This is a genomic window from Coleofasciculus sp. H7-1 (genome assembly GCF_057473865.1).
This window is the reverse complement of sequence record NZ_JBYCCT010000085.1, coordinates 21,821-35,667: the sequence shown is the minus strand read 5'-3', so window position 1 is coordinate 35,667 and position 13,847 is coordinate 21,821. Positions and strand designations below refer to the sequence as shown.

12 protein-coding genes and 2 pseudogenes are annotated in these 13,847 nt (G+C 44.0%); 8 read left to right on the top strand and 6 right to left on the bottom strand.

The genetic code is table 11. The annotated features are described in order from the left end of the window. Positions 1–24 precede the first annotated feature (24 nt). Positions 25–717 carry a DUF1796 family putative cysteine peptidase gene (locus AC2VDX_RS24640; RefSeq protein ID WP_378175447.1) on the top strand — a complete coding sequence of 231 codons (693 nt, stop codon included), beginning with the start codon at positions 25–27 and terminating at the stop codon, positions 715–717. A gap of 241 nt (positions 718–958) precedes the next feature. Here AC2VDX_RS24640 and AC2VDX_RS24635 read toward each other — a convergent pair whose 3' ends face one another. Together AC2VDX_RS24635 and AC2VDX_RS24630 are read right to left on the bottom strand one after the other, a co-directional pair. Beyond that, on the bottom strand, positions 959–1,993 hold the full coding sequence (locus tag AC2VDX_RS24635) for a polysaccharide pyruvyl transferase family protein (protein ID WP_378175444.1): 1,035 nt from the start codon (positions 1,991–1,993) through the stop codon (positions 959–961). Between the two features lie 38 nt (positions 1,994–2,031). Next, positions 2,032–2,289 (bottom strand): HAD family hydrolase, encoded by a 258-nt coding sequence (locus tag AC2VDX_RS24630; RefSeq protein WP_378175441.1) that lies wholly within the window; start codon positions 2,287–2,289, stop codon positions 2,032–2,034. Positions 2,290–2,375: 86 nt separating this feature from the next. On the opposite strand from AC2VDX_RS24630, the pseudogene AC2VDX_RS24625 reads away from it, so the two are divergent. The 3 genes and pseudogenes from AC2VDX_RS24625 to radC form a co-directional block, all read left to right on the top strand. After that, positions 2,376–2,570, top strand: a pseudogene (locus AC2VDX_RS24625) (RNA-guided endonuclease TnpB family protein); the annotation flags it as partial. Between the two features lie 317 nt (positions 2,571–2,887). After that, positions 2,888–3,829 carry a phosphoribulokinase gene (locus AC2VDX_RS24620; protein WP_378175439.1) on the top strand — a complete coding sequence of 314 codons (942 nt, stop codon included), beginning with the start codon at positions 2,888–2,890 and terminating at the stop codon, positions 3,827–3,829. A 149-nt stretch (positions 3,830–3,978) separates the two neighbouring features. After that, positions 3,979–4,710: a RadC family protein gene (gene radC, locus AC2VDX_RS24615; RefSeq protein WP_378175436.1), complete on the top strand. Its 732-nt coding sequence runs from the start codon at positions 3,979–3,981 to the stop codon at positions 4,708–4,710. 124 nt (positions 4,711–4,834) lie between these two features. On the opposite strand, the gene AC2VDX_RS24610 is transcribed toward radC, so the two are convergent. Continuing rightward, positions 4,835–5,179 (bottom strand): hypothetical protein, encoded by a 345-nt coding sequence (locus AC2VDX_RS24610; protein WP_378175433.1) that lies wholly within the window; start codon positions 5,177–5,179, stop codon positions 4,835–4,837. 5 nt (positions 5,180–5,184) lie between these two features. Beyond that, a pseudogene (locus tag AC2VDX_RS24605) lies at positions 5,185–5,735 on the bottom strand (MBL fold metallo-hydrolase); the annotation flags it as partial. 786 nt (positions 5,736–6,521) lie between these two features. Between AC2VDX_RS24605 and AC2VDX_RS24600 the strand changes: the two are divergent. After that, positions 6,522–7,514, top strand: coding sequence for an RnfABCDGE type electron transport complex subunit D (locus AC2VDX_RS24600; protein WP_378175430.1), 993 nt, complete (start codon positions 6,522–6,524; stop codon positions 7,512–7,514). Between the two features lie 114 nt (positions 7,515–7,628). Further along, the gene (locus AC2VDX_RS24595) at positions 7,629–8,987 is read left to right on the top strand and encodes a DUF2330 domain-containing protein (protein ID WP_378175427.1); all 1,359 of its coding nucleotides are present in this window, start codon (positions 7,629–7,631) and stop codon (positions 8,985–8,987) included. A 146-nt stretch (positions 8,988–9,133) separates the two neighbouring features. Here the strand turns inward: AC2VDX_RS24595 and dtd are convergent, their stop codons facing one another. Together dtd and AC2VDX_RS24585 are read right to left on the bottom strand one after the other, a co-directional pair. After that, complete coding sequence (dtd, locus tag AC2VDX_RS24590) at positions 9,134–9,589, bottom strand: D-aminoacyl-tRNA deacylase (protein ID WP_378175424.1); 456 nt, start codon at positions 9,587–9,589, stop codon at positions 9,134–9,136. 113 nt (positions 9,590–9,702) lie between these two features. Further along, entirely contained in the window at positions 9,703–10,836 is a 1,134-nt protein-coding gene (locus AC2VDX_RS24585) for a CobW family GTP-binding protein (RefSeq protein ID WP_378175421.1), read from the bottom strand. Positions 10,837–11,045: 209 nt separating this feature from the next. On the opposite strand from AC2VDX_RS24585, the gene AC2VDX_RS24580 reads away from it, so the two are divergent. Both AC2VDX_RS24580 and AC2VDX_RS24575 read left to right on the top strand, forming a co-directional pair. After that, entirely contained in the window at positions 11,046–11,207 is a 162-nt protein-coding gene (locus AC2VDX_RS24580; protein WP_486928256.1) for a hypothetical protein, read from the top strand. A gap of 230 nt (positions 11,208–11,437) precedes the next feature. Continuing rightward, positions 11,438–13,690 carry a caspase family protein gene (locus AC2VDX_RS24575; RefSeq protein ID WP_378175418.1) on the top strand — a complete coding sequence of 751 codons (2,253 nt, stop codon included), beginning with the start codon at positions 11,438–11,440 and terminating at the stop codon, positions 13,688–13,690. Positions 13,691–13,847 lie beyond the last annotated feature (157 nt).

Sequence of the window (13,847 nt, the reverse complement as noted above, 5' to 3'; positions counted from 1 at the left end):
TAATATAATTACAAGGAGGAAATAGTGAGACAACTAAATTACAATCATATAATTTCTTTAGGATATAGCTGCCTTCCACGCACTATACTTACACGCCAAGGATATAAGCAGACAAAAAGTCAAGGAGAACTAACATTACCTTTTGATCTATCTATACATAGTTATTATGGCCTGTGTAAAATTATTAAGTCAAAATTTAAGGATTATTGTAACCCTGATTTCCTGATATTAACACAGGACAACTACATTGAGCATACTAAATACAATGTGATGTTTAATCACGAATCAATGAATGGCAAGTACGAGATATATTCAGCCAATAATTTTGCAAATTTTATAGAGCGATATGAGGCACGTATTACTAATTTCTATCGGTATATTGCAGACGATAATATTTTGTTTGTTTGTCAATACAAAGAATATCCAAGTCGGTTGAATTGGGTTATCAAGTCTGTCTTTCCTCAACTAACCTACAAAATAGTCGCTTTAAACACTTTTTTTCCAAGAGAGACTCTAATGTCTTACTTTTATCCAGTTGAAACCTATCACAAAGAAATCGACTATTATGCGCTCCCTTTTCCGTCTGATAACTACGCTTGGTGGGAGCCGCAGCATTTCTCTTCGGATTTGGGAAGAAAATTTGAAAATAGAATCGGGCATATTATTTCAAAATACGTTGAGAGACTATATCTACCGAGCTTGGAACGCTTCGGTTAGAAGAAGAGATAAAGTGATTATAAGCGATTATCCAGAGGCTAGACTAAATAGTCGGTCTCAAAGGAAAAAATAATGAACTAGCCAAGTCTCATCTGACTAACGGATTTCAAGAAAACAATTTAAACAATCAGCCTGCTGGATCCCAAATTGCTTTTACAACGGATAATATTGATACAGTCTTCAATCGCGCTATTGAGGATAGTACACGTATTTTTGTCTTACTTAGTCCTATCAAATAGTATTAGGCTTTCGAGTACAGTTCTAACAATTCCTGTGCAGCAATTTTGATTTGTGCAGAATCTTTTACAAATCTGCAAAAGGGAACTTGATGAGTCCAGGTTTCATAGAATGACTCGTTTTTATAGTAAGAGTTACCTAAAAAAATGTGAGGAATACCTAAAAGAATGCAGAGAATATGACCATGCAAGCGATTTGTAATAATTAGACGGTGTTGCCTAAATTGAGCTATTCCTTTGTGCATTAGAATCCAGGAAGTGCGATGTATATTAGGGTCGTAAAGGCTATCAAATATAGCTGGGGTATGATCCGGGTAAGGTTGAGAAGTTTTCAGGATTGATTTGGATGAACGCCAGGTTTTCCATTCACTCGAAACCCAATCTTCTACAATTAAATTAGGCAGTTCAAAGATAGAAGCAGGAGAGAAATCTTTTTTCAATTCTTTATCTGTTCTACAATGATACAAAATGGAAGATTTTTTATCCCTATTATTGGATGTTATATTTAACGTATTTAACAGTTGAAAAGCCATATCAGGTGTTTTGATGATCTGACATTTGTCGAAACAATTCATGGCAATTTCGTAACTATAATTTTCCCGAACAAATAAAGTTAAGTTGGGGTGAGAGTTAAATATATCAGCAGCTTTTTTTAAATTGCTTGTACTATCAAAGTAAATACTTTGTGGCATAATTACAATTGGTCGATCTCGATACTTAGAAATTATATGTTCGCGAAATTCTTGATGATTGCTCCAGAGGTCTCCTAGATTCCCTCCACCCTGAAGAATTATAGGAGCTTTACCAACCTGTTTTTCCATCAGTTCCTCAGAGAAATCTGCGATTCCCGCAGCAGTATACTTGATTTTTGTTTTCAAAACATCAGTTAAATAAAATACCGTCCCTAACCAAATAAGGTGATCGCCAATATTGAGATAATCAGGATAATTTAGTAGAGAACACTGTTCAAATGAGCCGATATTTCCTAAACCTTTGTGTAAAGTATCTTTAATATTTTTTAGAAATGAATTATTTATCATTTGACTACCTTAGAAAATACTTCTATTTTAGACAACTACTAAAAAGGGAAATAAAAGTTAATCCTTCCCCAAATCCCCATCAAACCAGGATAAGGACTGTAGTAAACATTCTCCATTGTTTGAATTTTCTCAACTAATTTTGGATCAGAATTTCCCACAGCGATTCCCTTCCACCCCGTCTCAAATAGTGACACATCGTTGAGAGTATCTCCGCAAGCGATCGCGTTTTCGGCATTTAACCTCATCTCCTCAATAAATTTCAGGAGGGTTGGGCTTTTGGAGATTCCTTTTGGCATTCCCGCTTCGATGGAAAATAAGTCTTGAGCCTAAGAATAGGCTGCTCCAAACAATACCAACTTAAAAGTGAAACACCTAATGTCAAAATCGCGCCAAACTCAATCAGAAGATTGCAAGATTGCCAAAGCGAATTTCTGACACTCGCAAGAACTTTCACTTTAAGCAGGCTCATCACTGCGACCAAGCTGGCATGATTTTTGTCGAGAATTTGGACTTCCGAATCATGGCAAAAGGAATGCTGGGTAAACACACTCTCTTTATCGAGGATTATCCGCCGTGGGGCACACGGTAGAAGAAATTGCCTCTAGAGGCTAACCTAGCGGGGGCGGTAACGTCTAGCCAAGTGCCTGTGAAAGAGGAGAGGAAGGAATCTGCGACCAAGAGCGAAGCTAGGTTGTAGAGGATGTCAACTGGCATCGTGATTAATTTACATTAATTTACCAAGCGTGTTCCTATAAAAAGACACGCTTGGAGCAACCTGCATTGAGAACCAACGCCCAAACAGCAGGCATTCTTGCGATCGAGTTGATCCCTATTCCCTCTACAATTGAACAATTCAGAATGTCCAGCAGGACTTGCTTTTGAGCGGGAGGGAAAATGAGCCATCGTCCGATTATTCTTGGCATTGTTGGTGACAGTGCCGCTGGTAAAACAACACTAACACGGGGAATTGCTCAGATATTAGGTGAAGATAATGTCACAGTTATCTGTACCGATGACTATCACAAGTACGACCGGATTCAGCGTGCAGACAAGGGAATCTCAGCGCTACATCCCGACTGCAACTACTTGGATATCATGGAGCAACACCTGTCCCTGCTTCAAAACGGACAGCCCATCCTGAAGCCGATTTACAACCACGATAGTGGTATGTTCGATCCGCCTGAGTATATCAAGCCGAACAAGTTTGTGATTGTTGAAGGACTTCTCGGTTATTCAACCTTGAAAACCCGTGAGTATCACGATGTAAAAGTTTATCTGGCACCGCCTGAATCTCTACGCGCTGAGTGGAAGATCAAGCGAGATACAATGAAACGGGGCTATACCGAAGAACAGGTTCGCGAACAATTGCGAAAGCGCGAATCAGACTCAGAGGAATTCATCCGTCCCCAGCGCCAGTGGGCAGATATCGTGGTGAGTTTCTACCCACCTACACACACGCCAGAAGAGAGCAATTCACACCTGAATGTGCAATTGGTACTCAGACCGACGATTCCACATCCAGACTTGACCAAGATTTTGAACCCAAGCAGTCCTAATTATAAACCGGCAATTAGCCTGGAGCTTGAGCGGGATATGGGCAAGCCGGTTGATGTCCTAGAAATTGATGGTCAAGCAACGAGCGAACAAGTCAGAGATTTAGAGCGGATGCTGTGTAACGACATCCCCGACTTACTGCCTTTCTGTAGTTTGGAAGGCACCCCCAATCTGGGTACTCTGGTTGGGACAACTGGGGAAACGCTCCAGAGTTATCCTCTGGCTCTAAGCCAGCTACTGATTGCGTATCATATGCTCAAAGCTGCCAACATTCACCAGTAGGGAATTAAAAATTAAAAATTAAAAATTAAAAATGGAATTTCTCAATTTTTAATTTTGCATTTTTAATTTTTAATTATTTTGTTCTTGGCGCGATCGCAACTCTCGCGGCACTATCGGGAAAACTAGATATAGTCTTTCCCAGTGCATTTATGACCTATTGTCTCAGAATTGCAGATATACCCCATAGCGAGCGTCCTCGCGAACGATTAATGGCTCAGGGAGCCAAAAATCTAGCAACCGCTGAGCTAATTGCGATTCTGCTGGGCACGGGTCAAGGGGCAGGGAAACTCTCTGCTGTCGGTCTTGGACAATACATATTACAGGAATTAAGTCAACACCAACGCGATCCGCTGGATATGTTACGAGATATCAGCGTTCAAGAGTTGATAAAAATTCCAGGTGTGGGGCCAGCAAAAGCAACCACAATCCTAGCAGCGGTTGAGTTAGGAAAACGGGCGTTTCAATCTCGCCCCGGAGTTAGCACCATGATTGATAGTCCTGCTGCCGCTGCTGCTGCTCTCAGTCATGAGTTGATGTGGCAGATGCAAGAACGGTTTGCCGTCGTGCTATTGGATGTGAAGAATCGCTTGATGGGTACTCAAGTGATTACCATTGGCACGGCGACTGAAACTTTGGCTCCTCCCCGCGAGATTTTCCGAGAAGTCCTTCGCCAGGGCGCGACGCGGCTGATTATCGCACACAATCATCCCTCTGGGAGTATTGAACCCAGTCAGGAAGATATCGATTTGACGCGCCAGTTGTTGATGGGAGCGCAATATTTAAGCATTCCGTTACTGGATCATTTGATCTTAGGGAATGGCGACTATTTGAGTCTGCGCCAGACAACAACATTATGGGATGAGTATCCGCAGGGAGATTAAGGTAATGGGTGAAGAGTCATATCAAATCCATTTGAATAGTCATCATTTGGAACCTCACCCCGCCTCTCTTCCCCTCTCCGCTTTTCGATGAGGAGCTGGGGCTGAGGTTCTTTTAGAATACTGACTAATTGCCAATCCCAAATCTTGATTCCATTTCGTCTAAGTTGCCGATAAAATCTTCAGGTTCTTCCTCTAAATCGTCTAAGTCGGTGAAGTCTTCTAAAACGATGATGTCGTCTAAAGAGGCGTATTCTAAGCAATGTCCGGCGGGATCAACGACTAATCCTGATAAGGGGCTATCAGAACATTGGCATTGGCTTCTCTTGTCGTTAAAGTGCTGGCACGTCGCACAGCAATTAACTCCTGAAACTTGCGCCGCCTCGATTGCCAGATGCTGCTCGTTCAGGGGACTTAGCTTGAGATGTATCCCGTCCCACTTGGCTGTGAGTATGCCGTTGGCGGCTAACATCTGCGAGTGTCGCCACCATAGGTAGACTCGGTGATTAACATATCCGCTTCCGGAAGGTCAGCCAAGCGCAGTCCTTCTGTAGTTCTGGAACTGCTGGTATTATAGTCGCCCGTGTACAACAGACTTCGTTCCCCATACCTAAGATAGATGCAGGCGGCTCCGAGAATATGACCCGCATTGATAAACCTGACTTTTAGCCCCGGTAACGGCTCAAAATCCTTGCCAATGGCTTCCGTCTCCAGCCGAAACAGGGTGCGAGACAAGTCAGCTTCATCGAATAACTCTGGCGAGTCTTCATTCAATTGCTGTACCTTCAGGCAATCTTGCAACATGACGTGAGCGATTTCTCTGGTGCCTAGAGTGCAAATCATCCGCACGCCAGGGAATCGCTTGTGTAAAGACAGGCGCAGCACCGATGTGGTCAGCAAGGAGCGTGGGAGATGAGCAGTAAGTTAGGGTTTTTGAGGTAATCCAGTGCTGGTAGGGGATCGTAGCCTTTGGGACGAGTACCGCAATCCAATACAATTTCGTAAGGGCCAATCTCGATTTGGAAGCAGTGGAATCGCTGCTAGGAATAACGCTCCAGAGCATATCCCCCGCAGGGTATTCTGCTTTAGATTGGGTGACAGCTATTTGGGTCGAATCTCGACACACAAGACACAGCCCTTTTTCAGAGACACCCAGTTTCCCAATAATGGTGAATTGAAAATTGCTTGTCGTAGAGGCTGGCTCGACATCCTCTAAAAGGCTTTCTGGGCAATGTGTAGATTGATTAGTTTGGGTCATTGTTTTTTCTGGTTTTACCAAGCCCAATAGCTGGATTTTAGCTCTCCAAAGAGATAGCCTACGTTATTTGATTGTTAGGTTTCACCATAACCTGAAGACAAAAATTGATATTAGTGAAGCCGTTTTATTAATAGAGTTGTACCACTCTCTGGTTGTTGACCTCTTTTACTACAATCATCGACTCGGTTGCCATTCCCATTAACGAGTAGATGTTGCTGATGAACAAGTAAGAGAGTCTTCATCCAAGCGATCGCTCCAAAAGAATGATGTTTAATTATAGAAGTAAGGTCAATTTATTTGTAAAATCTATAGCCGTCAAGATATAAAAGTGAGAAGCTCTTGTTGTATCAAATTTGAGCCTAATTTTTAAAAAGACTTGATTGAGCCAAAGTGTCTGTTGTAGAGACACCTAGAATCGCATTTTTAGAGGAGTTGGTAAAAACCGCCCCTGCTAAGGGAGCATCTTTGTAACAATTTCTGTAACAGAAGCCCCGTTGGTATCCTATTGCGTTTAAATTCAGGAGAAAGATACGGGTAATCCTACTATTAATCGGCAATGCTGCTAAAAGATGTCCGAGATTATCAAATTCTGTTTCTATCCTTGTTCCTGTTCTTGGGTATTTGGACACGAGACTGGACGCTAAGACCGGATCTAATTTTAGTGGTGATGGTAACTTGCCTAGCGACTCAGTGGCTAGCAGTATCGATTAAACAAAATCTATTCAATTTGCTTCCAGTACAAGATAATTGCCCAAATGAACTTGATTCTGGTTTAGCAAATGCTCCCGTCAATCTTTCATTACGCAGTGCCTTTATTACGGCTTTAGGTCTGAGTTTGCTGCTGCGAGCCGATAGTTACAGCACCATGATTTTGGCAGGAGCTTTAGCAATTGTAAGTAAATTTATTTTTAAATTTCGGAATAAGCATTTTTTTAATCCTGCTAATTTTGGCATTATTGCAGCGCTTATCTTGACAAAAGATGCCTGGGTTTCACCTGGACAATGGGGAGATGAATGGTGGTATGCGCTGTTATTTGCAGGCACCGGGGGCACGATTTTAAAACGAGTTGGTCGCTGGGATACAACCGCTGCTTTTTTAGGTTCCTACGCTTTGTTAGAAGCAATTCGCAATATTTGGCTTGGCTGGACGTGGGATGTATTTTTACATCGATTGATGAGCGGTTCTTTGTTGTTATTCGCCCTATTTATGATTACCGATCCTCGTTCTATTCCTAACGCCAGGAGCGGGCGTTTAGTATGGGCAATGTCTATCGCTTTGTTCACTTTTACCCTGCGAAATCAATTTTTTGTATCTACCGCCGTTTTCTGGGCTTTATTTGCTTTGGCACCCTTGACCATACTTCTGGATTTTATCTGGTCAGCACCCCGATTTTCCTGGGGAGAAACTCCCTCAACTGTTTTTAGCAATTTAGATAATAGCAAACCTGATGATGTTGAATCAGAGTCTAATACATCTCGGTTAGCAATTTCAGCTCATGAAGAGAGCGTTGCAACGCTTACAGAGATCCCCTCAACCCCCCTTTTTTAGGGGAGCGATGTTCCTTCTTTTTTGGAGCTAGGGAGGAGTAAGCCTTAACTGAAAAGTAGGGAATCCAAGTCGTATTGACAAGTTTAAATTTTTACCAAGCTAGAAGAGGTTGCAATGAAGCTATTTCGGATTTGGAAAACTTTAGTTATAACGTTTCTGGCTGTTATTTGCTTTGCTCCGACAGCCTGGGGATTTTGTGGTTTCTATGTGGCAAAAGCGGATACAAAGCTTTACAATAAAGCGTCGCAAGTGGTAATTGCTCGTGAGAGCGATCGCACTGTTTTAACGATGGCGAATGACTATCAAGGTGATGTCAAAGACTTTGCCTTGGTTGTCCCTGTTCCGACAGTGCTTCAGAAAGAGCAGGTTCACGTTGGCGATCCTAAAATTATCGAACGATTGGATGCTTTTAGTGCGCCGCGACTGGTGGAATATTTTGACGAAGATCCTTGTAATCCTGTCATGTACGATAGAGTCGCTGCACCATCAGCCGCACGGGAGTCAGGCGCTCTTCTAAGGGGGGGTAGAATGGATGAAGAGAGTACCTTGGGTGTCACTGTAGAAGCTCGTTTCAATGTGGGAGAATATGACATTGTAATCTTAAGTGCAAAGGAATCAAACGGTCTAGAAACTTGGCTAAATCGCAACGGATATAAGATTCCACGGGGTGCAAAACAACTGCTGCAACCCTACATCCGGCAAAACATGAAATTCTTTGTTGCGAAAGTAAATCTTAAAGAATTTCAAAATTCCGGTTCTCAATTTCTGCGACCCCTACAGATGGCTTACGAATCGCCTAAATTTATGTTGCCGATTCGTCTAGGGATGATTAACTCTACCAGCGTACAGGATTTGATTGTTTACGTTTTATCGCCTAAAGGTCAGGCTGAAGTTACCAATTACCGAACCGTAAAAGTCCCCTCAGATGCTGAAATTCCAGTATTCGTCAAAAACGAATTTGGCGATTTCTACAAAGCAATGTTTCAAACTTCATACACTCGTGAAGATAAAAAGGTTGCCTTTCTGGAATATGCCTGGAACATGGGAAATTGCGATCCGTGTTCTGCCGAACCTTTAAATTCAGAAGAACTGAAGAAAGCCGGTGTTTTTTGGCTAGATTATTCAGGTATGCACGAGTCAGCGCCTTTCCGTAGATCCCTTGTTCCCTCTAATAATGTTTTTATCACCCGTCTCCATGTCCGGTACACCCGCGATAAATTTCCGGAAGATTTGGTGTTTCAAGAAACATCAAATGAACAAAATTTTCAGGGTCGTTATGTTCTACGTCATCCCTTTACAGGAGATGTGAAATGTCAAGCGGGTCAACAGTACAAAAAGTCTTTGACTAGACGATTTGAACAAGAGGCTCAAACTCTCGCCAAACTGACTGGGTGGAGTATTCAGGATATTCGGAAAAAAATGCCTGTTGCACAAAGCAATTCTAGACCTTGGTGGCAAAATATCTGGCCTTAATAATCACCTAAGCGCCTAATTTCCTTGCTACCTCTCCCTAACCCTCTCCTAAGAAGAGAGGGTTAGGGAATAAATATTTTTTACGGGGAATGGTAAAAAGCAAAATATAGGTGGTAAAAAACTAATGACACTAACAATAAACTAAGTTAAGTCGCTTCTCTCTCTAGCAGCAAAGTAACAGGACCATCATTCTCAATTGCTACCTGCATCATCGCCCCAAATTCGCCTGTTTCTACGCGCAAACCACTCTGGCGCAACTTAGCGATAAACTGTTGATAAAGATTTTGAGCGATCGCAGGAGCAGCAGATTTATCAAAGGAGGGGCGGCGTCCTTTGCGACAATCTCCGTAGAGGGTGAATTGGCTGACTACCAGCAGTTCGCCCCCAATTTCTAAGACGGATTTCTCCCAACGCCCGGTACCATTCTGCTCATCTGGAAATAAGCGTAATTCCAGACATTTACGAGCCATCCAGTCAAGTTCGGCTTCGGTATCCGTTTCGGCAATGCCTACGAGTAAATTAAGCCCGCGCCCAATTTTGCCGACGACTTGACCTGCCACCTCAACTTGTGAGGATTTAACTCGCTGGATGACAACTCGCATAATTAGTCATTAGTTCTACGCTAGTGGCTAATGGTTCATAGTTTATCCTTAATCAAGCCATGAACTATGAACCATGAGCAATTAATATTTAGCTAATTGCTCATGACTAAAAACTATTTTCCGAAGCCTTTACCGCGAGTAGTAGAAGGCAAACAGACACAACTTTTAATTTGCTGTTGCAGGGTTTCTTTATCTAAATCCTGACCAATCAGTACCAACTGGCTTTTTGGTTGTCCTTTCCAATCTTCATCTTCGATGGAGAAGCGTTTGCCGCATAGGTGAAAGATATGACGCCGAGGACTTTCATCAAACCAAAGAATCCCTTTGGCACGGAAGACGGTCGGGGGCAGCTGATTATCTAGGAAATTTTGAAACTTCTTGATAGCAAAAGGCTTGTCGCTTTCAAAGGAAATTGAGGTAAACCCGTCATTTTCCAAGTGGTGGGAATGATGATCGTGGTCGTGATGGTCGTGAGTGCAAACGTCATGCTCATGATCGCAACTACTATGATCGTCTTGATGATCGTGATGATCGTGGTCATGGTCGTGGTGGTGATGGTCGTGACCCTGTTCTGCCTCTTCGTTTTGGAAATATTTGTCAGTCTCAAATAAACCGACGCTGAGAAGTAACGGCAGCGGAACCTGTCCCTTAGTGGTTCGCATAATCCTAGCACCGCCTTTCATATCCCGAATTCTGACTTCTAGGGAGTCTAAGTCTGCTTCATCCACCAAGTCTGCCTTGTTGAGCAGAATGATATCACCGTATGCGATCTGGCTGGCGGCGGCTTCGCTATTGAATAAATCGAGACTGAAGTTTTCCGAATCTACCACCGTAATGATCGAATCTAGGCGGGTCATGTCTCGCAGTTCTGTACCTAAAAAGGTGAGTGCCACTGGCAGGGGATCTGCGAGTCCGGTTGTCTCGACTACCAGATAATCGACCTTTTCTTCGCGTTCCAAAACTTTGTAGACTGCTTCGACGAGATCGTTATTAATGGTGCAGCAGATACAACCGTTACTCAACTCCACCATGTCCTCGCTGGTGGTGACAATCAGCTCATTATCAATGCCGATTTCACCAAATTCATTAACCAGAACAGCGGTTTTGACGCCTTGCTGATTGCTTAAAATGTGGTTGAGGAGAGTGGTCTTGCCGCTGCCAAGGAAACCTGTAATGATTGTCACGGGCAAGCCGGAGATCGGAGCATCTATCTCTGGAGATTGACTGGGAGTGGTGACTGGTTGCATAGTGCGACTTTCAGAATTTCTTAAATAACGTTATGTAGACTTATCCGTAAATTGGTATGAAGTCTAAGCGGTAAATGGGTGTAGGTGTCAATCCTTGTTCGGGATTGAAATGACCCAACCTTTTACTTTATAGCAAGCGAACAGCTTCGCATACGCGCTTGGCGCGATCGCTCTCTCCAGCTTACCTGACTCCAAATCAGCATTTCCCCATGCTTCTAGCAAAAGGTCAGTCTCAGCCACCCATTACGGGTAGCGCGTTTCTAGGACGCTTGGTATCAACTGACTGTAGTAGTTTATCCTTAATGCAAGCAACTCATTGCTATAGCAGAAAATTGGCAGACGTTGTCGCTGCTACCCTTCTGTGGTTATGAGGCAAGCAGACACGCCCTAGCCTCGATCCGAAGAGAGCTGCCGAAATCTTGACTACAGCCCAGGAGTCTCAGGCGTTTGTATTAGTAAAGCTTATTGCCATAAGTCCGACAGAGCCAGTAGTTTTTACATAACCTCTCGGCGCTTAGAGATAGAGATGATTAGAAAAATAATCTTTTGATTAACCAGCCTCCGATCATCTCACCTGCAAATAGTTTTATCTAGAGAACTTATGAAACGTCGTCATTTTCTACAATTTAGCAGCTCGCTCTTCGCCAGCTTGGGAATGAACCAGCTGGACTTGATGCCTCAAGGCGTTAGCTGGCGGCGCGAAGCGCTTCGGGGTGCCAGAGTGCTGGCTCAAAGCACCCCGCGCAAACTGGCTTTGTTAGTTGGCATCAATCAGTATCAAGGCGCTTTAGGGTCATTAGAGGGGTGCATCACTGATGTAGAAATGCAGAGAGAACTCCTGGTTCACCGCTTTGGCTTCAATCCCAATGACGTTCTTGAAGTCAAAGATGCCCAAGCCACCCGTGAAGGAATCCTAACAGCCTTTAACGAGCATCTTATAAAACAGGCAAAACCTGGGGATGTAGTAGTCTTTCACTACTCCGGGCATGGTTCGCGGGTACGTGACCCCAACCCGATTGGGGACGATCCATTTAATAGCACAATGGTGCCAATTGATCGTCCGGCTGATTCTGTCACCGGCTCGGCTAACTCCGTCCCGGATATCATGGGTCATACCCTATTCCTGTTAATGTCTGCCATTCCCACCGAAAACCTCACCGTTGTCCTAGATAGCTGCTATTCCGGGGGAGGCAAGCGCGGTAACGTGGTTGTGAGAGCTGCCCGTTTAAAGAGGGGTGTCACCCTTGATGCCAGTCCGGAAGAATTTGAGTATCAAAAGCAGTTGCTCTCTAAGCTGGAGCTTTCCCAAGACGAGTTTCGCGATCGCCGCCACAAGGGTGTGGCTAAGGGAGTAGTCATCGCCTCGGCAAGGCGCGACCAAGAGGCGGCAGATGCTGAATTTGAGGGATTTCATGCGGGTGCCTTTACTTATCTACTAACTCGCTATCTCTGGCAAGAAAGTAGCAACAGTTCCTTTGACACAGTCTTTGTCAATCTAGCCCGTCGCACCAAAGACGTGGCTATGTCCTCTAACATAATCCAAAACCCAGAATTTGAGGAAAAACCGGGAAGTAACAATGGCTCTAAACCCCTTTACTTCTTGGAGAAAAAACGACCCGCCGCCGAAGCAGTGATTCAGAAAGTGACTGGCGATCGCGTGGAGTTTTGGTTGGGTGGGATAGCCTCCCAAAGCCTAGAAGCGTTTAAAGATGCAGCAATCTTCTCAATTATTGATGATGAGGGACGGGAACAGGGACAAATCAAGCAAGAATCCCGTGTTGGATTAGTCGGGTACGGCAAAGTTATTCCAACTTCTCAATCAGGGATAGTTAAAGAAGGAACATTATTGCGAGAACTGGTGCGGGGAATGCCTACGGATTTAACCCTACGCATTGGTGTAAATGACATCCCTAGTGCAGAGAAAGCACAGGTACTGGCAGCACTTCAAAAGCAAAAAAGGATTGAACCTGTTGCAGTCGAACAACGAGCCGTCACTGACTACTTATTAGGACGAGTAACACAAGAAGATTTCCAATCTTGGCAAAAGCAAGGTGTTTCCAATCCTCCACCCGTAGGTGCCTTGGGGTTATTTACCTCTACCCAAGTGCCAGTCTCTGATTCTTTTGGTCGGGTGGGAGAATCGGCAGAGAATGCGGTGGTGCGACTGCGACCGAAGTTCAAGGTATTGTTGATTGGGCGCATTTTGAAGAGCCTGGTTAATGGTGATTCCTCTCAGTTAAATGTCACTACTTCAATTCAAGCTGTGGATAGCAAAGAAACTTCCAGCACTGTTAGCAGTCGAGGCACCCGAAATGCTCAATCAACTCTCCCGCCCGGAGCGACTAATACTCAAAAGCTACAGTTCAAAAGGGGAACAAACATACTCGCTCAGGTAAAAAACAATGAAAGTCGCAATATCTATGCCAGCTTGCTTTTCATTACTGGGTCTGGAGAAATTATCAACCTGTTTCCTCTAGACTGGGATGCCCCAGAGGAAAAAGCTTTAGTCCCTCCTGGGCAATCGATTGCCGTACCGCAGCCAGAGGATAATTTTGTATGGAACGTGGGGGAGAAGGCTGGCACGTTTGAGGTACTAATTCTGGCAAGTGTTGCTCCGTTACGCAACGCTTTGAAGGGGTTACAGAGCATCGCCAGAGGTCGCGGGACTCGCAATGGAAATCCCATTGATGTGAATGAGGATGAGTCAGTCGATATCATTGGAAATTTACTGGGGGACATCGATAATAATTCCCGCTCCAGTGAGGCTGCACCTTCGCTGCTCTCTAAAGGAACTCAAGCGGTATCTACAAGCGTGTTAGCTGCCATTTCGACTGTAGTTGAGGTGGTGGATTGACTTCAGTCGGGTGGGTTAACGCACCTTACTTATGAGGGCGATCGCAAGGGATTGCCCCTACAAAAGGCTATATGTATAAGCTTTGCGTAAGTCCTGCTTACGCAAATAGCACTACATCTGAGGGCGATCGCAAGGGATTGCCCCTACAAAAGGCTAT

What these genes read in the sequence shown, in the direction of transcription:
- AC2VDX_RS24635 (WP_378175444.1), bottom strand. Translation starts at nt 1,993, where the DNA reads ATGATAAATAATTCATTTCTAAAAAATATTAAAGATACTTTACACAAA.
- AC2VDX_RS24630 (WP_378175441.1), bottom strand. Translation starts at nt 2,289, where the DNA reads ATGCCAAAAGGAATCTCCAAAAGCCCAACCCTCCTGAAATTTATTGAG.
- AC2VDX_RS24620 (WP_378175439.1), top strand. Translation starts at nt 2,888, where the DNA reads ATGAGCCATCGTCCGATTATTCTTGGCATTGTTGGTGACAGTGCCGCT.
- radC (WP_378175436.1), top strand. Translation starts at nt 3,979, where the DNA reads ATGACCTATTGTCTCAGAATTGCAGATATACCCCATAGCGAGCGTCCT.
- AC2VDX_RS24610 (WP_378175433.1), bottom strand. Translation starts at nt 5,179, where the DNA reads ATGTTAGCCGCCAACGGCATACTCACAGCCAAGTGGGACGGGATACAT.
- AC2VDX_RS24600 (WP_378175430.1), top strand. Translation starts at nt 6,522, where the DNA reads ATGCTGCTAAAAGATGTCCGAGATTATCAAATTCTGTTTCTATCCTTG.
- AC2VDX_RS24595 (WP_378175427.1), top strand. Translation starts at nt 7,629, where the DNA reads ATGAAGCTATTTCGGATTTGGAAAACTTTAGTTATAACGTTTCTGGCT.
- dtd (WP_378175424.1), bottom strand. Translation starts at nt 9,589, where the DNA reads ATGCGAGTTGTCATCCAGCGAGTTAAATCCTCACAAGTTGAGGTGGCA.
- AC2VDX_RS24585 (WP_378175421.1), bottom strand. Translation starts at nt 10,836, where the DNA reads ATGCAACCAGTCACCACTCCCAGTCAATCTCCAGAGATAGATGCTCCG.
- AC2VDX_RS24580 (WP_486928256.1), top strand. Translation starts at nt 11,046, where the DNA reads ATGCTTCTAGCAAAAGGTCAGTCTCAGCCACCCATTACGGGTAGCGCG.
- AC2VDX_RS24575 (WP_378175418.1), top strand. Translation starts at nt 11,438, where the DNA reads ATGAAACGTCGTCATTTTCTACAATTTAGCAGCTCGCTCTTCGCCAGC.